General features: G+C 72.3%; 20 protein-coding genes. 7 read left to right on the top strand and 13 right to left on the bottom strand.

The annotated features are described in order from the left end of the window. Window positions 1-48 precede the first annotated feature (48 nt). The 6 genes from AB0I88_RS27280 to AB0I88_RS27255 form a co-directional block, all read right to left on the bottom strand. Complete coding sequence (locus tag AB0I88_RS27280; RefSeq protein WP_361030414.1) at window positions 49-2,286, bottom strand: YhgE/Pip domain-containing protein; 2,238 nt, start codon at window positions 2,284-2,286, stop codon at window positions 49-51. 5 nt (window positions 2,287-2,291) lie between these two features. Then, window positions 2,292-2,981, bottom strand: coding sequence for an ATP-binding cassette domain-containing protein (locus AB0I88_RS27275; protein WP_361030411.1), 690 nt, complete (start codon window positions 2,979-2,981; stop codon window positions 2,292-2,294). Between the two features lie 435 nt (window positions 2,982-3,416). Continuing rightward, window positions 3,417-4,085: a GTP pyrophosphokinase family protein gene (locus tag AB0I88_RS27270; RefSeq protein WP_361030408.1), complete on the bottom strand. Its 669-nt coding sequence runs from the start codon at window positions 4,083-4,085 to the stop codon at window positions 3,417-3,419. Between the two features lie 26 nt (window positions 4,086-4,111). Beyond that, on the bottom strand, window positions 4,112-5,884 hold the full coding sequence (locus tag AB0I88_RS27265) for a GGDEF domain-containing protein (RefSeq protein ID WP_361030406.1): 1,773 nt from the start codon (window positions 5,882-5,884) through the stop codon (window positions 4,112-4,114). 54 nt (window positions 5,885-5,938) lie between these two features. Continuing rightward, complete coding sequence (locus AB0I88_RS27260) at window positions 5,939-6,610, bottom strand: hypothetical protein (protein WP_361030404.1); 672 nt, start codon at window positions 6,608-6,610, stop codon at window positions 5,939-5,941. 28 nt (window positions 6,611-6,638) lie between these two features. Then, window positions 6,639-7,271, bottom strand: coding sequence for a GntR family transcriptional regulator (locus AB0I88_RS27255; protein WP_361030401.1), 633 nt, complete (start codon window positions 7,269-7,271; stop codon window positions 6,639-6,641). A gap of 168 nt (window positions 7,272-7,439) precedes the next feature. Here AB0I88_RS27255 and AB0I88_RS27250 point away from each other — a divergent pair, with 168 nt between their 5' ends. Beyond that, on the top strand, window positions 7,440-8,717 hold the full coding sequence (locus AB0I88_RS27250) for an MFS transporter (protein ID WP_361030398.1): 1,278 nt from the start codon (window positions 7,440-7,442) through the stop codon (window positions 8,715-8,717). Window positions 8,718-8,748: 31 nt separating this feature from the next. Here AB0I88_RS27250 and AB0I88_RS27245 read toward each other — a convergent pair whose 3' ends face one another. The 3 genes from AB0I88_RS27245 to AB0I88_RS27235 all read right to left on the bottom strand — a co-directional run bounded on the left by AB0I88_RS27245 (window position 8,749) and on the right by AB0I88_RS27235 (window position 10,300). Then, window positions 8,749-9,168 (bottom strand): SRPBCC family protein, encoded by a 420-nt coding sequence (locus tag AB0I88_RS27245; protein ID WP_361030395.1) that lies wholly within the window; start codon window positions 9,166-9,168, stop codon window positions 8,749-8,751. 206 nt (window positions 9,169-9,374) lie between these two features. After that, window positions 9,375-9,821 (bottom strand): hypothetical protein, encoded by a 447-nt coding sequence (locus AB0I88_RS27240; RefSeq protein ID WP_361030392.1) that lies wholly within the window; start codon window positions 9,819-9,821, stop codon window positions 9,375-9,377. Beyond that, window positions 9,818-10,300 (bottom strand): hypothetical protein, encoded by a 483-nt coding sequence (locus AB0I88_RS27235; protein WP_361030388.1) that lies wholly within the window; start codon window positions 10,298-10,300, stop codon window positions 9,818-9,820. Before AB0I88_RS27235 ends, AB0I88_RS27240 begins: the two co-directional genes overlap by 4 nt. 446 nt (window positions 10,301-10,746) lie before the next feature. Between AB0I88_RS27235 and AB0I88_RS27230 the strand changes: the two genes are divergently transcribed. Beyond that, window positions 10,747-11,445, top strand: coding sequence for an aspartate/glutamate racemase family protein (locus AB0I88_RS27230; RefSeq protein ID WP_361030385.1), 699 nt, complete (start codon window positions 10,747-10,749; stop codon window positions 11,443-11,445). A 149-nt stretch (window positions 11,446-11,594) separates the two neighbouring features. Here the strand turns inward: AB0I88_RS27230 and AB0I88_RS27225 are convergent, their stop codons facing one another. The 3 genes from AB0I88_RS27225 to AB0I88_RS27215 form a co-directional block, all read right to left on the bottom strand. Further along, on the bottom strand, window positions 11,595-12,983 hold the full coding sequence (locus AB0I88_RS27225) for a PEP/pyruvate-binding domain-containing protein (protein WP_361030382.1): 1,389 nt from the start codon (window positions 12,981-12,983) through the stop codon (window positions 11,595-11,597). Continuing rightward, window positions 12,980-13,561 (bottom strand): transcriptional regulator, encoded by a 582-nt coding sequence (locus tag AB0I88_RS27220; RefSeq protein WP_361030379.1) that lies wholly within the window; start codon window positions 13,559-13,561, stop codon window positions 12,980-12,982. Before AB0I88_RS27220 ends, AB0I88_RS27225 begins: the two co-directional genes overlap by 4 nt. Before the next feature lie 73 nt (window positions 13,562-13,634). Next, complete coding sequence (locus AB0I88_RS27215) at window positions 13,635-14,729, bottom strand: helix-turn-helix domain-containing protein (protein ID WP_361030376.1); 1,095 nt, start codon at window positions 14,727-14,729, stop codon at window positions 13,635-13,637. A gap of 228 nt (window positions 14,730-14,957) precedes the next feature. On the opposite strand from AB0I88_RS27215, the gene AB0I88_RS27210 reads away from it, so the two are divergent. Continuing rightward, on the top strand, window positions 14,958-16,517 hold the full coding sequence (locus AB0I88_RS27210; protein WP_361030373.1) for an ABC-F family ATP-binding cassette domain-containing protein: 1,560 nt from the start codon (window positions 14,958-14,960) through the stop codon (window positions 16,515-16,517). 47 nt (window positions 16,518-16,564) lie between these two features. Here AB0I88_RS27210 and AB0I88_RS27205 read toward each other — a convergent pair whose 3' ends face one another. Continuing rightward, on the bottom strand, window positions 16,565-17,227 hold the full coding sequence (locus AB0I88_RS27205; RefSeq protein WP_361030370.1) for a GAP family protein: 663 nt from the start codon (window positions 17,225-17,227) through the stop codon (window positions 16,565-16,567). An 84-nt stretch (window positions 17,228-17,311) separates the two neighbouring features. Here AB0I88_RS27205 and AB0I88_RS27200 point away from each other — a divergent pair, with 84 nt between their 5' ends. The 4 genes from AB0I88_RS27200 to AB0I88_RS27185 all read left to right on the top strand — a co-directional run bounded on the left by AB0I88_RS27200 (window position 17,312) and on the right by AB0I88_RS27185 (window position 20,802). Further along, complete coding sequence (locus tag AB0I88_RS27200; protein WP_361030367.1) at window positions 17,312-18,451, top strand: histidine kinase; 1,140 nt, start codon at window positions 17,312-17,314, stop codon at window positions 18,449-18,451. Between the two features lie 84 nt (window positions 18,452-18,535). Beyond that, a complete protein-coding gene (locus AB0I88_RS27195) occupies window positions 18,536-19,174 on the top strand; it encodes a response regulator transcription factor (RefSeq protein ID WP_361030364.1) in 639 nt (212 codons plus the stop codon). Between the two features lie 43 nt (window positions 19,175-19,217). Beyond that, window positions 19,218-20,192, top strand: coding sequence for an asparaginase (locus AB0I88_RS27190; RefSeq protein WP_361030361.1), 975 nt, complete (start codon window positions 19,218-19,220; stop codon window positions 20,190-20,192). Between the two features lie 112 nt (window positions 20,193-20,304). Beyond that, complete coding sequence (locus AB0I88_RS27185; protein ID WP_361030358.1) at window positions 20,305-20,802, top strand: carboxymuconolactone decarboxylase family protein; 498 nt, start codon at window positions 20,305-20,307, stop codon at window positions 20,800-20,802. Window positions 20,803-21,606 lie beyond the last annotated feature (804 nt).

Genomic DNA, 21,606 nt, shown 5'->3' with positions numbered 1-21,606 from the left:
TGCATGTCGGGCACCGTTCGTTGTAGGAATCCCACAAACGGAGTTGTGTCAGATAGCCAGACTGGGGTGCAACCGCTCGATCGTCCAGACCCGGTTCCGGTGTACGGCCAGCACCGACAGCAGCAGGAACACTATCCCGCACAGGCCCAGCACGGTGGCCCCTGACGATGCCTCGGAAAGCCGGCCGCCCGCGATCAGGTGGCGGAATCCGTCGACCGCGTGCGTCATCGGCAGCCACGGGCTGATCGCGCGGAAGAACGCCGGGGCCGTCTCCACCGGGTAGGTGCCGCCCGCCGACGCGAGCTGCAGCATCAGCAGCACCAGCGCGAACAGCCGCCCGACCCCGCCGAACAGCGCCACCAGGGACTGGTGGACGGCCGTGAACACCAGCGCCACCAGGATCGTGAACGCCACCAGGGCCACCGGATGCGGCGAGTCCACGCCGATCCCGAAGACCAGAACCGCCAGCAGCGCCACGGCCTGCAGCGCGGCGAACAGCATCCCCGGCAGGTAGCCGGCCAGCGCCACCCGCCACGGCCGGGCCGTCGACGCGACGCCGCGCGGGGACAGAGCGCGCAGGATCATGTACGTCACGATGCCACCGATCCACAGGGCCAGCGGTATGAAGTACGGGGCGAGGCCCTCGCCGTAGGTGGAGACGGGATTGCTGTGCGTACGGCGTACCGAAACGGGGTCCGCCGTGATGTCCGAGAGCTGCTCGCGCTCGCGCACCGTGTAGGCCGGGACCTCCTCGGCACCGCTGCTCAGACCCTCGGCCAGGTCGTCCGCGCCGGACGCCAGCTTCGCCAGGCCACCGTCCAGCTCGGTGGCGCCGCCGCTGGCGTCGGCGGCCCCACCCGCGACGGTGGAGGCGCCCGCGGCCACGTCCGCGGCGCCCACCGAGAGACGGCCGGCGCCGGTGGCGATGCGGTCGGCCGCCGCGGCGGCCCGGTCGATGCCGGCGACCAGCGCCGGCGTGCGGGCCGCCAGGGTCGCCGTGCCGTCGGACAGGCGCTTCAAGCCGTCCCGCAGGGCGACCGTGCCCTGCGACAGTGAGGTGGCGCCGGCCGCCACGGAGGCCGCTCCCGCGGCTGTCCGCGCCGCTCCGTCGGCCAGGCTCCCGGTCTGGGTGGCGATGGCCTCCTCGCCGGCGGCCAGGGTTGCGAGGCCGCCGGCGAGGACGGTTGCGCCGTCGGCGGTGGCCGCCGCCCGCGACGTGAGGCCGTCGATCACCGTCAGCCGTTGAGCATCCGTCAAAGCGCGATAGTCCCTCGACAGATCAGCCAAGCCGGCTCGCAGGGACCGGGTCGCGGCAGCCGCCGAGTCGGCGCCGTTCTTCAACTGCCCGGCGGAACCGGCCGCACCCCGGGCCGCGGCAGCCAGCTTGGCGGCCCCCGCCGTGACCGTCTGCGCCCCCGCACCGACCTGCTCGGCACCGCTCGCGACGGCAGCCGCCCCGTCCGCCAGCCGGGCGGAGCCGGCAGACCCACTCGCCGCACCCGTGTGCAGCGCCTTCGTCTGCGACGGCAGCCCCTTCACCGTCGACCCCAGTGACGCCAGCCCGGCCCGAAGCCGCTCCGCGCCCGCCGAGGCCGACGAAACCCCCGACGCCAGGCTCTCCGTCCCTTTCGACAGCCGGACCGACCCGTCCGCCAGCTTCCGCAGACCGGCAACGAGATCCTCGCTGCCGTCCTTGGCCGCATGATTGCCCTCGGCGAGCGTCGCCGCCCCGTCGGCGGCCTCACTCAACCGCGTGTGCAGGTCACTGAACGCCACATAGACGTTGTTCAGATAGCTCTTGGTGGTCGTCGTGCGCAGCTGGCGCTCCACCCCACTGGCCAGACTGTTCGTCACCTGCCCGAGCACGTAGTTCGAGGCGTCGTTGGTGGTGACGGTCAGAACCGCCTGCCGTGGCGTGTCCCCACGAACCGATTGAAGATCACTGGAGAACGACGCCGGGATCACCGCGGTCGCCGCGAACCGCCCGTCCTCCAGGCCCTCCGCGGCCTCCCGCGCCGTCGTCTCCCGCCACGAGAAACCCGCCGTGCTGCTGCCCACCAGCATCTGCGCCAGCTGTCCCCCCGCGTCCAGATCCCCGGCCGCCCGATCACCGTTGACCACGGCGGCCGTGAGCCGCCCGAACCGCTCCGGCGGATTCCAGCTGGCCGCCAGCAGCAGCCCCGCGTACAGCGCGGGAAGCACCACGACGATCAACAGGGCGGCCTTGGTCTTGGGCGAGGTCCGCAGCCGGGACAGCTCCAGGCCCGGCAGGGGCAGCATGCGCATGGCGATCAGCAACGTTCCAGGTCGACGATGACGACACGGTCGTCCTCGATTGCGGTCAGCTCGTGATGGTTCTGGCAGGCGGCGATCACGGTGAGCGGCGGCTCCCCCGACCCGGCCAGCGACGACAGCGCCGCCCACACCCGCCGCCGGTCCTCGACGTCACGCAGCAGGTCCACGTCGTCGACGGCCAGCACCGCCGCGGAGCCCGCGGCCCGCGCCGGCACCAGGGCCAGCGCCACCCCGAACAACAGCCGGGCCGCGGGATCCAGATCGCAGATCAACGAGCGTGCCGGAATCTCCCCGGCGAGCGCCCGCGCGGTCGACAGCACGGCGTCGATCTCCGCCGCCCGCGCCCACGGCCGATACCAGGGCGCCGCCAGCACGATCGCCTCGGTGGCCTGCTGCTCCACCGTCAACGTGTCATCGAGCGGATTCACCTTCGCCAGCTCGGCGAGCGCCACCACCCGCCGCACCCGGCTCGCCTCCCGCGGCAGCGCGAAACCGGAGACCGTCAGCTTCCCGCCGGTCGCCCGCATCCGGCCGGCGAGCGTCAGCAGCAGCGCGGTCTTCCCGGCACGCGCCGGCCCGGCGAGCACCAGCATCCCGCCCACCCCGACCCGAACGTCCAGATCCTGGAACACGACGGCCGACCTGTGCCGCAACTCCAATCCGTGGCCGACGACCGCGGCATCCATTACCCACTCCCGCCTTTCCGGCCCACTCCCGACATCGGCAGCCTCGCCCTCCGGACTGGTCTTTCATGCCCGAAAAGCGCAAAACCCCTCTTTCGTACGCTCCGGGCCGCCGCCAACCGCACATTCCCCGTCCCCGGAAGCGCCCCGCGATCACCTGCCACTCCAGGCCGCCGCGCGCCCGCCGGGCTTGGAGAGTGGCCGACCGCTCGCGGCGCGGCGCCGGACGGTCACGATCGCGCTGGTGGCGGCGAGGTCGCTGACCGGGCCGCCGTCGACGAGCAGCAGACCGGCTCGCAGACCGGGAGCGATCCGATCGCGGGTGACGCCGTGGGCCGGCCACGAGCCAGGGCCCCGAGCGCCCGGCGCCGCGTCCGGCGGATGAGCCGCCCAGGGTCGCGGGTGACATCGTGGTCCACCACGAGCCGGGAGCGGGGCCTACCGGCGCGGGCCGTGGATCTCCCGGTGCAGGCGTTCCATGCGCTGATCGAGCCGGGCCGCGTCCTCGGCCGCCGCGGTCAGCTCGTCGCGCAGCCGCGGCGGCACCACATCCGGATCGTGCTTGTAGTAGATCTTGTGTTCGAGGCTGGCCCAGAAGTCCATGGCCACGGTGCGCAGCTGCACCTCCACGGGCACCGCCACCACCCGGTCCGACATGAAGACCGGGACCTCCACGATCAGATGCAGGCTGCGGTAGCCGTTCGGTTTCGGCTTGGCGATGTAATCCTTCTCGACGACCAGGTTGACGTCCGGCTGCCGGGTCAGCATCTTCGCCACCGTGTAGACGTCCGACACGAAGCTGCACACGATCCGGATCCCGGCGATGTCCCGGATCCGCGCCCGCAGGTCGTCGAAGGTGAGCGGGCAGCCCAGCCGCCGGGCCTTCGCCGTGATGCTGGCCGGCGATTTCAGCCGGGGCAGGACGTGCTCGATCGGATTGCCGGTGCCGCGATGGGTGAGTTCCTCCGCCAGGATCGTGATCTTCGTGTTGATCTCGGCGAGCCCGAACTTGTACACCATCAGGAAATGGTTCAGATCGGTGAGCTGCTCATGCCACGTCTCGGGATGCACCCGGCGGGCGATCTGCCCGGGATGATCGGTCGTCACGGTCGCATCTCTCTCTGACATAACGGTCATCGCTGCCGCGCCGCTGACTTGGCCTGGTACATGGCGGCGTCGGCCTCGCGCAGCAGATGGTCCGGGTCCGCGGCGCCCTCGCCGGAGATCGCCGCCCCGATGCTGAGGCCCACCTCGACGACGTGCCCGCCGATGGTGAACGGCTCGGTCACCGTGGCCTTGATCGCGGCGATGACCTCGTGAGTCCCGCCGGACCCGGACACCCCGTCGATCAGCACCACGAACTCGTCCCCGCCCAGCCGCGCCACCGTATCGGTGCGCCGCAACCGCGCGGTCAGCCGCCGCGCCACCTCGATCAGCAGTTGATCGCCGGTCGCGTGGCCGAACGTGTCGTTCACCGTCTTGAATCCGTCCAGGTCGAGCAGCAGGATAGCGAACCGGTACCCCGGCTCCCGGGCCGCCCGCCGGCCGGCCTGCGCCATCCGGTCCTCCAACAGGACCCGGTTCGGCAGCCCGGTCAGATGATCCCGCAGCGCCGCCTGCCGCAGCTTCTCCTGCATCACCCCGTAGTCGAGGGCTTTGGCCAGCAACGATCCGGAATGGTTCATCATCTCCCGGCCCGGCGGGGTGGTCGACTGGATTCGGCCGACCGCCGCCAGCATGCCCCAGTCACGGGCCCGGGTGCGGATCGGCACCACGAACACGATGTCGGAGTCCGCACCGCGGGCCCGTTCGAACAGGTCGATCGGCGGGAATTCATCCACCGGAAGGACACTGCCGGCCGGGAACCGGTAGGCGCCGGTCACCTGGAGCGTGTCCGGCAGGTCCGGATGCCACAGGCCGAGGGCGCCCGCCTTCGCCGGCGTCAGCTCCAGCCAGGCCAGATGCCGCGGATCCCGTTCTTGCGCGCCGAGCAGCGCCAGCCCCAGCTCGTACTGGATGTTCAACGTCTCCTGCAGATAGCTGACCTGCCCGAACAGTGCCCGGGTGTGCTCCTCCGAGACGGGCGGCCCGCCACTCGGGCAGCCGCACGACTCCCGGCCCACGAACACCGTCGGCACCAACCGGCGCGGCGCCGGCCGGTCCAGCAGCTCGTGGACGGCGGCGCCCAGTTCGCCGAGCGGCTGCCGCACACTGGCCAGGGCCGGCCGCAGGTACGCCGCGTCCGGAATGTCGTCGAACCCCACCACGGCCAGCTCCCGCGGCACGTCGAATCCGGCGGCCCGCATCCGGGTGATCAGCCCGATCGCGTTCCGGTCGGTGCCCAGCACGATCGCCGACACCGGCATCCCGGCCCGGATCAGCAGGTCGGCGACCGCCTCCCCACCGCTCTCGTGGTTGTCGCCGGTGTCCATCACCAGCGGCTCCAAACCGTTCGCGGCCAGCGCCTCCGCGTACCCGGCATGCCGTTCCCGCAGGTCGAAGTGTGCGAGGTAGCCGGCGAACGCGATCCGCTCGTGCCCGTGTTCGACAAGGTGTGCCACCGCGTCGCGTACCCCGCTGCGGTTGTCGGCCAGGACCACCGAGGAGGCGGCGGCCTCCTGCGCCACGAAGACCACCGGCAGCCCGGCGCGGCGGGCCGCCGCGGCGTAGCCGGTCGCGACCGCGCCCGGCAGCACCACCAGCCCAGACAGGTGACGCCAGGCCAGTGGCCGATCGAAATCGGGCAGACCGCTGCGGTCAGCGCTGTGCGACCCCGGATCCAGGGTCTGTATCGCCATCACCCGGTCACCGGCGGCCACCGCCGCCCGGTTGATCCCCTCGATGATCGCGCCGTAGTAGTCGCCGCCGACGAACGGCGACAGGATCCCGAACGTGCGCCCCTTCACACCGCCCATGATCCCGCATGCCGGGTGGGCCCATGCCCAGGTCAGCCCGGGAGGTCAGCGCAGGCCGAGCGCCGCCAGCGCGGACCGCACCGCCGCGCCCGCCGGGCGCAGGATCTCGTCACGCACCCAGCGGCCCGCCGGGGCCACCACCGCCCGCCACACCCAGGCGACCCCCTGGAACAGCAGCCCGAACGTCCACCGCCAGACGAACCGCACCACGATCCCGATCGGTCGCAGCACGAACCGGTACGCCCCGTCCCAGCCGACCCGGAGGAACCACCACACCGCCCGGCCGACCGGCGCGAGGACCCACCGCCACAGGAACTCGAGGCTCACCGCGATCGCGATCCCGATCGGCCGCAGCACCCAGCGGTGGAACGCCTCCGCCACCGGCACGATCACCTGCCGCCACAGCCACCGCAGCGGCACCGCCAGCATGGCGAACACCCACGTCAGCACCGCGAGCAGCCCTTTGCCGAGCAGCCGCAGCACCGGCTCCAACACGTCGCGCCACAGCCAGGCGAGCGGAATCACCACGAGATGACGCCACAGCCAGGTGACCGGAACCACCACGAGGTGATGCCACAGCCAGGCCAGCGGCGTCAGGGCATAGGCGAGCACCTCGAGGAGCAGGCGGAACGGCAACACGACGACGATGGCGACGGCCCTGACCGGCCACAGGAACCAGGGAAGCCCGGACTCGCGGGACTCATCGGCGTTCGGCACGCGCTCAAGGTAACCGATGCCGGAAACCTCACGGGCCGGGCACGTAGTTGTCGTCGAGATGGTGGCGCAGCGTCTCGGTGAAGCCGGCGGTGTCGCCGGTGCGCAACTGTTCCACCAGCGTCTCGTGTTCGGCGATGATGTCGTCGCACCGGGCGAGCAGATGGTCGCCCTTGCAGAACAGCAGGAACCGTTGCCGGTCGGCCAGGCGGTCGGCGAGTTCGAGCAGTACGTCGTTGCCGGCCGCCTCCACGAACGCGCGGTGGAAGCTGATCGTCAGCTCGATGAACCGCCGGACGTCGCGGTCCCCGAAGGCGTCGCGTTGCGCTTCGATCGAGGCGCGCAGCCGTTCGGCGAGCTGTCCGCGGGCGGTGGCGCCGATTCGGCTGGCCCCGGCGGCCTCCAGGATCAGGCGGGTGTCCTGGAGGTGGGCGATGGTGCGTTCGCTCAGCCCTTGCACGAGCGCCCCCCGCTTGGGGTAGATGACGATCCAGCCCTCGTCCTGCAAGCGGCCCAGCGCGGCCCGAACCGGCGTGCGGCTCACCCCGATCTGCTGGGCGAGACCCTCCTCGCCCAGCATGGCGCCGGCCGGGTGTACCCCGTTGAGGATGCCGTCACGGATCGCCCGGTAGGCACGCTCCGCCGCACTCGTGCTCGCGTCCAAGGGTTTCCTCTCGCAGTGGCCTGACACGCGCGGACGACGTCATTCTTCCGGGCGGGCCGCCAGTCGCCGTCACCGGCGGTCGGGCCCCGGCCACGATGGCCGCAACTGGTATACATGATGTATACAAGACCGGAACGCGTCGCCGACGGTAAAGGAACCCGGGCACCCATGGCCATCTCCAGCTATCTCGACGATCCCGAGACCCGCCGGGCGCTGCACCAGCGGACCCTGAGCGTGGTGATGGCCTCGCAGGTGTTCAGCGGCGCCGGCCTGGCCGCCGGCGTCACCGTCGGCGCCCTGCTCGCCGAGCAGATGCTCGGCGCCGGCGCTCTCGCCGGACTGTCGGCGGCCGTCTACACCGGCGGCTCCGCGATCGCGGCCCTGGCCGTCGGGCGGATGTCCCAGCGCCACGGCCGCCGCACCGGCCTGGCCGCCGGGTACGCCGCCGGAACGCTCGGCGGCGCCGGAGTGGTCGCCGCCGCCGCCCTCGACAGCGTCGTGCTGCTGCTGATCTCCCTGCTCGTCTACGGCGCCGGAACCGCCACGAACCTGCAGGCACGCTACGCCGGCGCCGACCTCAGCCCTCCGCACCGCCGCGGCCGGGCGATCAGCTCAGTGCTCGTCACCACCACCGTCGGCGCGATCATCGGCCCCAACCTCGTCGCCGCCACCGGCCGCGCCGCCGAGAGCTTCGGCCTGCCCGCCCTGGCCGGCCCGTTCGCCCTGGCCGCCGTCGCCTACGCGATCGCCGGGGTGATCCTCTTCCTGCTGCTGCGCCCGGACCCGCTGCTGATCTCCCAAGCCGTGCGGACCGGCGCCATGCCTACCGCGACCGCCGAAGCAGCGCCACGGTCCGCGGGTGGCCTGACCGCCGGCGCCGCCACCATGATCCTCACCCAGCTCGTCATGGTCGCGGTGATGACCATGACCCCGGTGCACATGCGGGACCACGGCCACGACCTCGCCGCCACCGGCCTGGTCATCTCCCTGCACATCGCCGCCATGTATCTGCCGTCACTGGTCACCGGCATCCTCGTCGACCGTGTCGGCCGTACGCCGGTGGCCGTCGCCTCCGGCGTCACACTGCTCGCCGCCGGGGTCGTCGCCGCCACCGCCCCCGACGACTCCGTCCCGCTGCTCGGCCTCGCCCTCAGCCTGCTGGGCCTCGGCTGGAATCTGGGCCTCGTCGCCGGCACCGCGATGATCACCGACGCCGTCCCGGCCGCACGGCGCGCCCGCGTCCAGGGCAACGTCGATCTGTGCATCGCCCTCGCCGGAGCCGGTGGTGGCCTCGCCAGCAGCCTCGTCATGAGCGCCACCAGCTACGCCACGCTCTCGATCACCGGCGGTCTGCTCGCCCTCGCCACGATCCCGTTCGTCGTCGTCGCCGGCCCTCGAAGGCGACGCCAACCCGTTCCGGGCGCACCGGAGAAGATCGCGGCATGACGGCGGACCGGCCCCGGTGGCACCAGGCCCTTCAGTCTCGCGGGGTGAGCGCGGCCGCCTCGATGACATCACGGATCTCCCGGATACCGGCCTCGACGCGGGGGCGGACGTGGGCGGCCATCGCGTCCGGCAGCACGTCCGTCTGCCACACCAGACGGCTGCCCGCGCCGTCCTCGAAGACCTGGAACGACGCGTGATGATAGGTGAGCGGCATCCGCTGACCCTCGACCACGGTGTACGCCATCCGCCGCAACTCGTGGTCGACGGCCACTATCAGTTCACGGACCTCCGTGCCGTCGGGCATGGTCAGGATGCGGTGGGCGCCGTCGATGCGGGTGGTGAGCACCCGCCGCGGCAGCATCCGCCGGTGCACCGCCCCGACGTCGGCCACCGCCTCCCACACCTGCTGAACGGGAACGGACAGGACGGTCTCGACGCGTACGGTGGCCACGCGACCACCCTAGAGGTGTAAGAAACCGGATAGCCCCGCGCGTCACAGCGCGTGGAATAGTGGTCGCGATTCCATTTCGGCCCACCGGAGGCGCTGGGCCGGGCCGTGGGATCGAGGCCGCGGGTTGCCGCCCCGGCCGTGCCGGACTGCCGGCTCTCCCACGGCCCGGACGGCCGTCACCCACCGGCACGACCCGAGGACGCCGGTCAGCCCATGCGGCGGTAGGTCCCGTCCTCGTCGACGGCGTCGGCGAACTCCTCGAAGTCGAGATTGCCGATGACCAGGTTGCGGGACACGTCCGGATAACCCTCCGGTGCGACACGGAACGTCATGCCGGAGCCCTCGTCCAGGTCGACGGCGAGCATCGGGCGGCCCGGGTCGGTCATGGTCACGGTGTCGGCCAGGAAGAGATAGGCCAGAGCGTCGTCCGCGTCCACGTCGATGAGCGTCTGCGGTGTGACACCGTCGAAGGCGGGATCGCTGACGAACGTGGCGTCCTCGTCGCCGAGCAGTTCCATCAGTTCCCGCCAGGCGTCGTCGTCACTGAAGTCGGTGCGCAGCACCAGCGACTTCAGGTCCTCGGCCGGGGGCAGCGCCTCGACGCTCGAACGGTCACCATCGGCCGGCACGGCGTCGCTCACGGAACGGTTCACGAGGGCACGACCTGCCCGGTGCGCTTGGCGCGGCGCAGCACGGCCAGTGACCACACCGACGGCAGCAGGAACGTGATCACGAACGGTACGCCGAACAGGGCGGTCAGGCCGACGCCGAAGTTGGCGCCGACGACCCCGGCCGTCCACACCCGCTGGGCCCAGCCCAGATAGGCGCCGATCGCCAGGATCGACAGGGCCACACCCCACCAGGCGCGGCGCATCCGCCCGGTGAGCGTGCCGTGGATCAGGACCCCGAACGCGGCGAGCGCCGTCAGGAGGGCGCCCACACCGAGGATCACGTCACCGGCCCCGCCGAACGTGACCGGCTGGTAGGCGTAGTCCAGCACGATGTCACCGGACGAATCGGTCAGATCGCCGACCAGCCACCAGGTGGCGACCGGCACGGCCGGAACCAGCGGGACGAGGGCGAGCGGGTACGCCTTCTGCAACGTGTTCGACCTCTGTTTCTCGCGAGCCAAGCCGGTCCATGCTGCCCATGATCAAACTCTGTCGTCAAGTGCGCCCACCGATGTCAGCCCGGCGGGCGCGGCACACGCGGGAGTGGGCAGGCGCTCGCGCCGAGCTTCCCGGAACGGCCATTGTTCTCGGGGGCGCTCCACCGCGTACCCCCGGGGTGGGAAAGGCCGCGGTCACCGCCCGCCGCGTGTCGAACACACGCTCAGCCCATCGGTCGGAGCCTCATCTCACGGCACCGGACGTCGCCGGGTGGGCCGTCGAGCGGAACCGCGCCGCCAGACAAACCCATGAACCATCTCCGGTACGGCAAAGCCGCGACCGAGTGCCACTCCCGCCTGTGCCGCGCCCGCCGGGCTGAGCTCGGTCGGCACGGGAAGACATCGACGGCATCGCCTACGCCTCAGGACACCGGAACCTTCGGTGACGTCCTGACCGATATGGTCGACGGATGCGCTTGATCGGGCTTCTCGGTGGGATGAGCTGGCAGTCCACCGCCGAGTACTACCGGATACTCAACGACCTCACACACGTTCGTCTCGGTGGCCTGCACTCGGCCCGCTGCCTGCTGTACTCGGTGGACTTCGCCGACATCGAGCGGATGCAGGCCGACGGCCGATGGGAGGAGGCGGGCGCCACCCTCGGCAGGGCGGCGAAGGTGCTGGAGCAGGGCGGCGCCGAGTTCGTCGTGCTGTGCACCAACACCATGCACAAGGTCGCCGACCAGGTGGCGGCCGCGGTGAGCATCCCGCTGCTGCATCTGGGCGACACGACGGCCGAGGCCGTGAAACGACGCGGCGTCACGACGGTCGGCCTGCTGGGCACCCGTTTCACCATGTCGCAGGATTTCTACCGCGGCCGGCTGGCCGACCACGGGCTGAAGGTTCTGGTGCCGTCCGCCGAGGACCAGCGGATCGTGAACGAGATCATCTACGACGAGCTCTGCCTGGGCATCGTGAAGCCGGAGTCCCGCGACGCGTACCGGCGGATCATCCGGAGTCTGGTCGCCGCGGGCGCCGAGGGCGTGATCTACGGCTGCACCGAGATCGAGCTCCTGGTCGACGACACCGACAGCCCGGTTCCGGTGTTCCCGACCACCCGCCTGCACTGCGAGGCGGCCCTCGACGAGGCTCTGCGCCCCGCTTCCTGACCGAATGACGTCTCCGCCGGTCGCCGATCCGGTCGCGCACCACGGTCCGGCGGCGGACGGCACCCGCGTTCGGCGGAATCCGGTCGTGCAGGGCGTGCGGTCACGTTGCCGTGGTCTGCGCGGCGGGACCGGGCGCCGGTCACGGCCGGTCAACTGGTCCAGCTGAGCAGACGGGACAGGTGGGGGTCGCCGTCGCCGGCGACGGTCTCAGCGGCACCCAGGACGACGTCGCCGCCGCTGCCGTCGATCGTGATCAGGGTGCCCTCGGGGAAGGTGCGGCCGTCGGCGACCAGGTGGCCGGCGCCGACGCTGAGGGCGGTGGCGGCCACGACGGCGGGTTTGCCCATCGACCGGGCGACGACGGCGGCGTGGCTGGTCAGGCCACCGGTGGTGGTGAGGATCCCGGCCGCGGCCGCCAGGCCGTGCATGTCGAGCGGGGAGGTGTGCGGGCGGACCAGGACGACCGGACCGCCGGACGCCATCCGGACGGCGCTGTCGGCGGTGACCGCCACCCGGCCGGTGGCCACCCCCGGGCTGGCGCCCAGGCCGCGTGTCAGCCCGGCGGTGGCCCGGATTCGGGGAACGGTGGCCGCCGCGAGGTGAGCTGGGGTGATCCGGCGCAGGGCGGTCGCCCGGTCGATGAGCCGCTCGTCGACCAGGTCCACGGCGACGCGGACCGCCGCCCGCCCGGACAGCCCGCCGGGACGGACCTGCAGCAGCCACAGCCGGCCGGACTCGACCGTGAACTCGACGTGGCAGACGTCCCGGTAGTGGCGTTCCACCCGGTCGAGCGCGTCGAGCAGCTCCGCCCACACCGCAGGGGAGCGGGTGGCGAGCGTGTCCAGCGGCAGGGTCGGGACGGTTCCGGAGACGACGGCGTCGCCCTGGCGGCGGTACAGCACGTCGCCGTAGGGCTGCCGCTCGCCGGTGCTCGGGTCGCGGCTGAACGCCACCCCGCTGCCGCTGCGGTCGTCGCGGTCGCCGAAGACCATCGCCTGCACCACGACCGCTGTCCCGGTGTCGTGCGGAATGCCGTGCAGCTCCCGGTAGGTGATGGCGCGAGGGGTGTTCCACGAGGCGAAGACCTGCCGCACCGCCGCGTCGAGGGCGTCGGCCGAGCCCACGTTGAGCACCGTGTCCATCATGCCGGGCATGGACACGGCCGCCCCGGAACGGACCGACACGAACAACGGCCGGGCCGGGTCACCGAAGCGGCGACCGCACGCCGTCTCCAGCTCCCGGACGGCCTCGGCCAGCCCGTCGACGGGAAGCGGGGCGGCTCCGGCCAGCCCGTCGACGGGGAGCGGGGCGGCTCCGGCCAGCCCGTCGACGGGGAGCGGGGCGGCTCCGGCCAGCCCGTCGACGGGGAGTGGGCTGGCTCCGGCAGGACTGTCGGGAGCCGGCCGGCCGAACGTCGTGGGCAGGACGAAACCGGGCGGTACGGGAAGTCCCAGCCGCATGAGGGTGACGAGGCCGTGGGCCTTGCCGCCGATGACCGGGGCATCCAGGCGCAGGCCGGGGGAGAGCGCGTGGATCATCGCGGGATTCCCAGGGTGACCAGCAGATCCTCGTGCAGTTGGAACCACACGCTGTGATACGACGAGGTGGTCTCCGTCAGGTCGCCCCGCGCGAGCGCCGCGCCGAGCCGCCTCCGATAGGCCGCGAAGCGGGGCAGCGCCGACGCCAGCGCCGCGCACACCGGGGTGGCCCGCCTGTCGAGGTCGGTGAAACGGGCCAGGACCCGGGCGTCGTAGGCGGGGTCCGTGTGATCGTTGACGGTCGCCACTCCGTCCACGGTCCGCATGTGCCATGCCGTCGACAGATCCAGCAGCTCCGGGTTGAGGACCATGAAATCCTGGTAGGCGCTGGTCACGGCGTCACGGGCGCCCGCCGCGACGACTTCCTCCGCGACGAGGCGCGCGTCGGCGACTTTGCCGGCCTCGGTGAGACCCCAGCCGCCGAAGGCCCCCGGCGTACGCGTGACGAGCCCTTGGACCGCAAGGTCGATCAACCGTGACTCGGTCTCCTCCGGCGACCACCCACCGGCCTCCGCCACTCGCTCGAGGTCGGTGAATCCCATGCACCGCAGCGTGTGCAGCACCAGCGGATCACTCATGCCGCCCCCTCCGCTTCGCTCCGGCGCCGCCATGAGCTCGAAACTGAGCTGACCGATTCGCTCACAAGCTCGCTCATGCCGTCGCCGCCGCGTGCCCGGCGCCGCGGCCATCGGCGCGCGCGATGATTCGCCCACCGCGGATCCGCACGGCAGCCTCGGCGTCGTCTCCCACCGCCGCCCCGATCGCGTCGGCGAATCGGCCGGACCGGTCGGTGATGATCCGCACGGGCGGTCGCACCCCGCCGGGAAAGATCTGCCGCAGCATGTCCATGAGACCGTCGACCCGCAGCCGCACAAGTGCCCCGATCTCGGCGGGGTCGCTGGTCACGGCCGCGATGGTGATGTTGTCGGCGGCCCGCACCGCCTCCTCGGCCGCGCTGAGCCGGCGAGCGCCGAGCACGACGAGCACCCCGTCGTCGACCTCCTCCGGTGGCTCCCACGGGTCGTCGCAGGCACGCGCCGCCGGGATGAAATCGAGGTGCGGTGGGTTCCATTCATCGTGCAGCGAGATGGATGTGAGGTGGCCGCAGGCGCGGGCCAGGTCGAACGGATCCCCGAACCCGGGCGCCGACTCGGCCAGATGGTCGGCTCCGTGCAGCAGGGTGAGGATCATCTCGGCGAGCCGCACCCGCCGCCCGCCCGGTGGCAGGCAGGACTCCAAGGCGAGCCCGAGAAGCAGCCCTTCGAGGCGGGTGATCTCGCCGAGAACGCGTCGCCCCGGCTCGTCGTCGAACACTCCGGCCACCGATCGGGCCCGCAGCTTGGCGCCGGCGGCCGTGTCACCGGTGAGCGGCAGCCGCTCCAGCCACACCCGGGCGAACGCCTCAGCGGCCGCCGCAACCCCGAAAGCCGGCTCGGCCGCCGCGAAGGAAGCCGCGAAGGAAGCCGCGAAGGAACCGGCGACGGAAGCCGTGGGGGAAGCGCCGGCATGCCCGGCCGAAGACCCGCCGATCGGCCGGTGCGGCCACGAGTCGAGCAGCACCGCCAGATACAGCGAGCGTTTGCTCGGAAAGTTCGAATAGACCGCCCCTCGGGTCAGCTCGGCCCGCTCCGCGATCCGGTCGATCTTCGCCTCCGCATACCCGTGCTCCTGGAACTCGAGGGCCGCGGCGCTCAGCACCGCGGCCCGGGTGCGCGCCTGCTGCTGCGCCCGCGTCAACCGAACCATGCCCATCACGATACCCCTATCATCCGGATGATGGGAACATCGGAAATATGGTTGGCGGTCCGCCGAGCCGGTCCACTAACGTGGCCGTCATGTATAGAGGGATCGCGTTCATGAGGTTGCGCACCCGCCGCTGACGGCGGTGCGACCAGAGAGCCCGCCGTCTCGGCGTCCTGCCGGGCGGCCCCTTCCGGCTACCCGGCTCCTCTTCGAGAGCTGCGGAGCAACCCCGTGTCCCTGGAAACCCTCACGGCCGCGCAACTGCGCGCCGACGACCTCACCCTCACCCTCGGCTCACGCCGGATCCTCGACCACGTCTCGGTGACGGTCTCCCCGAAGTCCCGTCTGGCGATCGTCGGCGAGAACGGCCGCGGCAAGACCACCCTGCTGCACGTCCTGGCCGGTCTGCTGACCCCGGACGCGGGCGCCGTACACCGAGCCGGAAGGATCGGCCTGGCCGCGCAGGCCCTCGCCGCCGGCCCCGGCCAGACGGTCGGCACACTCACCGGTGCGGCACTGCGCGCCTCGCACGACGCTCTGGAAGCCCTCGACCGGGCCACCGGCGATCTGACGGCGGGCCGTCCGGGCGCCGACGACCGGTACGCGCAGGCCCTGGACGCCGCCACCCACCTGGACGCCTGGGACGCCGACCGCCGCGTCGACATCGCCCTGGAAGCGCTGCACGCCTGCTCCGCCCGCGACCGCGAACTGTCCACCCTCTCGGTGGGCCAGCGCTACCGGGTGCGGCTGGCCTGCCTGCTCGGCGCCCACCACGACATCCTGCTGCTGGACGAGCCGACCAACCACCTGGACGCCGACGGCCTGGCCTTCCTGACCGCCCGCCTCAGGGAGCATCCGGGCGGCCTGGCGATCGTCAGCCACGACCGGCAGCTGCTGCGGGACGTGGCCCGCGAGTTCCTGGACCTCGACCCGAGCAGCGACGGCCGGCCGCGCTGGTATGCCGGCGGCTACGACGCCTGGCAGGACGGCCGCCGCCGCGACCGGCAGCGCTGGGAGCAGGAGCACGAGGAGCAGCGGGCCGAACACCGCCGTCTGGCCGAGGCCGTGGACCGGGCCCGGAACCGGCTGTCCACCGGCTGGCGCCCCGACAAGGGCGTCGACAAGCACCAACGCCAGTCCCACACGCCCGGCGTGATCCAGGCCCTGAACCGCGAACGTGCGGCCCTCGCCGCACACGAGATCACCGTGCCGCCACCCCCGCCGGCTCTGCGGTGGCCCGAGCCGGCGACGCGGCGCGGCGTCCCCCTTCTGCAAACCCATGGGGTACGCGTGAGCGCCCGTCTCACCAAGCCGGTCACCCTCGAACTGGAAGGCGGTGACCGCCTGGTGGTCACCGGCGCGAACGGCGCCGGCAAGTCCACCCTGCTGGCCGTCCTGGCGGACCGTCTCGCCCCGACCAGCGGCACGGTGCACCGATCGCCGACCGCCCGGGTCGCCCTGGTGGCGCAGGAGGTCCCGGACTGGCCGCCGGGCGCCACCGCACGCCGGATCTGCCCCACCGACGCGACCGGCCTGCTCGACGCGGAGGCGTGGAGCACCCCGGTGTCACGCCTGTCGCTGGGCCAGCAGCGCCGCCTCGACCTGGCGTCACAGCTGACCTCACGACCGGATCTGATCATCTTCGACGAGCCGACCAACCACCTGTCGGCGGCCCTGGTCGACGAGCTGACCGCGGCGCTGCGGCAGACGTCCGCCGCCGTGGTGGTCGCCACCCACGACCGCCGGCTACTCGCCGACCTGGCCGACTGGCCTCGGCTCGACCTGGATTGACGGCACCGTTGTGGAGGCCGGACGCCGACCGCGCCCGGCCTCCCCGGTCAATCGATCAGGTAGAGCTCGGCCGCCGCGTAGCGGGCCAGCAGGAAACCGACGATCCCCACCACCCAGCCCATCATGTCGCTGCGGGCCAGCCACTGGCTGAACCTGGTCAGCACCGGCATCAGCCGCTTGCCGGTGGCCATCCGCACGCCGAGCAGCACCAGCGCCGGCAGGATCATCACCAGGCAGTAGCCGGCCATCGTCGCCGTGATCTGGGCGGCGTTCATCGACGACGTGGTGATCAGGCCGATCGCCGCGAGGTACGGCAGCATCGTCGTCACCTCGGCCGCGGCGGCCACCAGCGCCAGGCCCATCAGCGGCAGCAGACTGCCCTCCATCGGCGGTGTCCGCAGCGGCTTCGTCGAGCCGTTCATCCGGAAGCTGTAGAAGAACATGCCGACACCGATCACCAGCAGCCCCCACAGGACCGGCCGGCTGTCCAGCAGCCGGGTCAGCTGCGGCAGAAACCGGTCGGCGCCCAGCGCCACCGCCACACCGACACCGAAATAGAACAGCGCCACCGTGCCCAGGAACACCACCACCCGCCCGGCACGGACCGGGCCCGGCTGGATCAGGAACCAGATCGGGATCAGCAGGGTGCCGAAACTGGTCGAGTCGACGAGCGCGAGCAACACCAGCGAACCGAGAGACGCCACATCCATTCCCTCACTCTCCCGGTGAGCGCACGGGCCGTCGTCCGCCGAAGGATGTACGCCCGTCGAACACCGTCGTGGTGGGATGGGACCGTGCGGGTACGACAGCTGTGGCGGACGAACACGCGGTTCCAGGACGCCGTCACCGCGGCGGCCACCCTCGCCGCCGGGCTCGTGCTGAACCTCGTCGGCCTCACCATGCTGTGGCCCTCCCCGGCCGAGCAGCCCAACCCGGGCTGGCACCACCTCACCCTGCTCGGCGGCTGCCTCGTCATGCTCGGCAAACGCCGGCACCCGATGGCCGCCCTCGCCGCCGGCACCGCGATCCTCGCCGTCGACGCGCTGCTCGGCGGCAGCATCGCCGTCATCCTGGTGATGTTCGACCTGCTGTTCTCGGCCGCGCTGTTCGCGTCCGACCGGGCCCGCACCGCCCTGACCACCGGCGCGTTCGTGCTCACCGGCACCGCCAGCGTCGTCGGCGGGCTCGCCGCCGGACAGGTCCGGTTCGCCGTCTTCATCTGCCTCCAACTGGTGACGTTGCTGCTCGTGCCCCTGTGGTGGGCCGCCAACATCCGCCAGCAGCGGCAACTCGGCGACCTCGCGGCCCGGGAAGCGGTCGTCGCCGAACGCGCCGCCATGGCCCGCGACCTGCACGACGTCATCGCCGCCCACCTCACCACCACGGCCATGCACTCCGGCGCGGCCCTGGCCCGGCCGCCGGACACCGGGCGCGACCGGGCGGCGCTCCAGGCGGTACGCGCCAGCAGCCTCGCCGCCCTCGAGGAGATGCGCAGCATGATCCTGCTGCTGCGGGCCGACGACCCGGCGCCCCGCGATCCCAGCCTGCCCGGTGGCCTCGACCGGCTGCCCGACCTCGCCGCCGCCGCTGCCGGTGGCCTGCGCGTCGACACGCACGTCGTGGACGTGCCGGTGCCGGCGGTCGTGGCGCAGACCGTCTACCGGATCGTCGGCGAAGCCCTCACCAACGCCGGGAAACACGCCCCCGGATCGTCGGTGCGCCTCGACGTACGTCCCGACGGCGACCGGCTCACGGTCACCGTCAGCAACACGATGACCAGCGGAAACAGCATCGACCACGAGGCGCTCAGCGCCGGCACCGGGCTGCTGTCGATCCGCGAACGGGCCACCCTGCTCGGCGGCGAACTGACCGCCGGCCGCGACGGCGACCACTGGACCGTTCAGGCCACCCTGCCACTCCGGGGAGACACATGACCAACGCCGTGCACAGCCCTCCTCGACCCCGGGGCCGGTCATGATCCGCGTCCGGGGTGGCCTCCTTCGACTGCCGGACCGGTCATGATCCGTGTCCTGCTCGCCGACGACCACGCCGGTGTCCGGGCCGGCATGCGCCTCATGCTGGAGGCCGCCACCGACGTCGAGGTCATCGGCGAGGCCGCCGACGGGGCGGTCGCCGTCCGGCAGGCAGCCGCGCTGCGCCCCGACGTGGTGCTCATGGACATCCGGATGCCCGGCGTCGACGGCATCAGCGCCACCCGTGACATCACCGCGGCCGGGCACGCCGACGTGCTCGTGCTCACCACGTTCGACCTGGACGAATACCTGTTCGGCGCGCTTCGTGCGGGTGCCGCCGGTTTCCTGCTGAAGTCGGTCGAGCCGGGCGCCCTGATCGACGCGGTCCGGCGGGTCGCCGCCGGCGACGGGGTCCTCGCCCCCGAGGTGACCCGGCGGCTGCTCACCGCCTTCGCCGAGACCCCGGCGCCACGGACGGCTCCGGCCGCCCTCGACCACCTGACCGACCGGGAACGCGACGTCCTGGCCGCCCTCGGCCGGGGACTGTCCAACGCCGACCTCGCCGCCGAACTGGCCATCACCGAGGCCACCGCGAAAACCCACGTCTCCCGGGTGCTGGCGAAGCTGAACTGCGCCTCCCGCGTGCAGGCCGCGATCCTCGCCAAAGAGGCAGGCATCGCCTGACGGGCCACCGAGCGGGGCATCCCATCGGATTAGCCTGGCGGGCATGCGGATCGTCGTCGTCGGCCTGGGCGGAACCATCGCCATGACCAGCCGGCCCAGCGGGGGAGTGGCGCCCACCCTCACCACGGCCGAGCTGGTCGCCGCCGTGCCCGGGCTCGCGGACACCGGCATCGACCTCGACGTGCGGCAGGTCCGCAACCGGCCCGGCGCCGCGCTGACGCTGACCGACCTCTCCGAGGTCGTCTCGCTGCTCCGCGAGGCCTTCGCGACGGGCACGGCGGGCGCGGTGGTCACCCAGGGCACCGACACGATCGAAGAGTCCGCGTACGCCCTGAGCCTGCTCCACACCGGCGACGAACCGATCGTCGTCACCGGGGCGATGCGCAACCCGACCCTGGCCGGCGCCGACGGCCCCGCCAACCTGCTCGCCGCGGTTCGCGTGGCGGCCGCTCCCGAGGCGCGCGGCCTGGGCTGCCTGGTGGTGACGGCCGACGAGATCCACGCCGCCGACCGGGTCCGCAAGACCCACACCACCAGCGTGGCGACCTTCGCCTCCCCGAACGGTGGCCCGCTCGGCTACCTGACCGAGGGCCGTGCCCACCTGCTCAACCGCCCGCCCCGCCGGTACACGGTCCCGGCGGATTCGCTCGCCGCGCCCGCCCGGGTCACCCTCCACACGGCGACGCTCGGCGACGACGGCAGCCTCCTCCCGCTGCTCGCCGACCGCTCCGACGGCCTGGTCATCGCCGCCCTCGGCGTGGGCCACGTCCCCGAGACCTGGGTGCCACACCTGGAGGCGGCCGCCCGCCGCATCCCGGTGGTCCTCACCTCCCGGACCGGCGCCGGCCGTGTTGCCACCAGCACCTACGGTTACCCCGGCGCGGAACGCGACCTGCTCTCCCGCGGTCTGATCCCGGCCGGGTTCCTCGACCCGTACAAGGCCCGCCTGCTTCTGCAACTGCTCCTCACCACCGGCCACCCCGACATCCCGGCCGCGTTCCACGAGGCCACCACCTGACTGCCGGTGGCCTCGCACGACGGGTCCCCCGGTCGCCAACTTCCGGCACGACGCCCCCATGTGCGCCGATCGATAGCTGTCATGGGCGCCGCAGGCGTGGGAAGGTGGCACGATGCCGCACATCGATCTTCCGCCGCTGCCCGGGATCGTCGGGCTACTGGCCGCGCATCCGGACACCGCCGGCCCGCTCAACCAGCTCGCCGAGGCCCTGCTTCGCGGGCCGTCACCGCTGACTCCGGCCCAGCGGGAGACCATCGCTTCCCACGTCTCCCGGGGCAACGACTGCGACTTCTGCGCGCAGACCCACGGGGCGGTGGCCCGCGAGCTCGGCGGCGCCGATCCGCAGGACGCGACCTTGCGGTCGCTTCTGACCATCGCCGACAAGGTACGGGTGAGCGGCCGCGAAGTGACCGCCGACGACATCGCCCAGGCCCGCGCCGCCGGCGCCGACGACCGGTCCATCCACGACACGGTGCTGATCGCGGCCGCCTTCTCGATGTTCAACCGCTACGTCGACGGGCTGGCAACCCTGACTCCCGCCGACCCGTCCCACTACGACCGGCACGCCAAGGCCCTGGCCGCCGGCGGCTACCTACGCCCACTGCCCTGATCAGCGGGACTCTGCGGGGTCTGGCTGACTAGTTCGGCTGGTCGTGGGTGCTGTCACAGCACCGTTGAGACGCGCCCAGCGCCAGCCGAGCGGCGCTGGCTGGTCGTGGGCCCTGATCCTGCTGGCTTATCAGTAAAGGCTCGCTACCAGCGCATGTCCGGTCCGGCCCCGCTTTGCCAGGCCTCACGACGACGGGTGCCGGGTAGCGGAAACCGGACCTGGATCAGCGGTTCGACGGCGCCGGCGCCGTCGCCGTCGCCGTCGGTCGGCGGTCCAAGGCCGGTGAAGATCCGTCCGTTGCGGTGGTTGCGCATGTAGACGGCGTTGTGTGAACGGTGTGCTCGTCGCTGGGCAAGACCGGCGAAGTGACCCGGCCGGCCGGTGATGGTTCCTCGGCGATCGCCGTCGATGCTGCCCCGTGAACTGCACCGTGTGGCACCGGCCGGCCGCCACACGCCACCACCATCACGTTCACCGGCTGGCAGCGCACGCGGAGGCGAGTCCCCGGTCCGGTCCGGGGGAGACGGGACACGGATCTCGGCCATCTGTGTTCCGCAGACGTGACACCCGCAACGGGTGTTCTCACACCCACTACGGGTGTCACGTTCTCCGAGCACACATCGTCCAGCACGCCGGCCCTCCGCCCACCAGACGACAGGACGCCGGGGCGGCAGGGCGCCGGGGTGGCAGGGCGCCGGGGTGGCAGGGCGGCTGGGCGGCAGGGTGCCGGGGTGGCTGGGCGGCAGGGTGCCGGGGTGGCTGGGCGGCAGGGTGCCGGGGTGGCTGGGCGGCAGGGTGCCGGGG

The sequence above is a fragment of the Actinoplanes sp. NPDC049802 genome, assembly GCF_040656595.1.
Classification (GTDB): Bacteria; Actinomycetota; Actinomycetes; order Mycobacteriales; family Micromonosporaceae; genus Actinoplanes.
This window is presented reverse-complemented; position numbering and strand designations above follow the sequence as displayed.

Coding starts and splice junctions, on each gene's coding strand:
- AB0I88_RS27280 (WP_361030414.1), bottom strand. CDS start 2,286: ATGCGCATGCTGCCCCTGCCGGGCCTGGAGCTGTCCCGGCTGCGGACC.
- AB0I88_RS27185 (WP_361030358.1), top strand. CDS start 20,305: ATGCCGCACATCGATCTTCCGCCGCTGCCCGGGATCGTCGGGCTACTG.
- AB0I88_RS27205 (WP_361030370.1), bottom strand. CDS start 17,227: ATGGATGTGGCGTCTCTCGGTTCGCTGGTGTTGCTCGCGCTCGTCGAC.
- AB0I88_RS27250 (WP_361030398.1), top strand. CDS start 7,440: ATGGCCATCTCCAGCTATCTCGACGATCCCGAGACCCGCCGGGCGCTG.
- AB0I88_RS27275 (WP_361030411.1), bottom strand. CDS start 2,981: ATGGATGCCGCGGTCGTCGGCCACGGATTGGAGTTGCGGCACAGGTCG.
- AB0I88_RS27190 (WP_361030361.1), top strand. CDS start 19,218: ATGCGGATCGTCGTCGTCGGCCTGGGCGGAACCATCGCCATGACCAGC.
- AB0I88_RS27230 (WP_361030385.1), top strand. CDS start 10,747: ATGCGCTTGATCGGGCTTCTCGGTGGGATGAGCTGGCAGTCCACCGCC.
- AB0I88_RS27215 (WP_361030376.1), bottom strand. CDS start 14,729: ATGGTTCGGTTGACGCGGGCGCAGCAGCAGGCGCGCACCCGGGCCGCG.
- AB0I88_RS27225 (WP_361030382.1), bottom strand. CDS start 12,983: ATGATCCACGCGCTCTCCCCCGGCCTGCGCCTGGATGCCCCGGTCATC.
- AB0I88_RS27195 (WP_361030364.1), top strand. CDS start 18,536: ATGATCCGTGTCCTGCTCGCCGACGACCACGCCGGTGTCCGGGCCGGC.
- AB0I88_RS27220 (WP_361030379.1), bottom strand. CDS start 13,561: ATGAGTGATCCGCTGGTGCTGCACACGCTGCGGTGCATGGGATTCACC.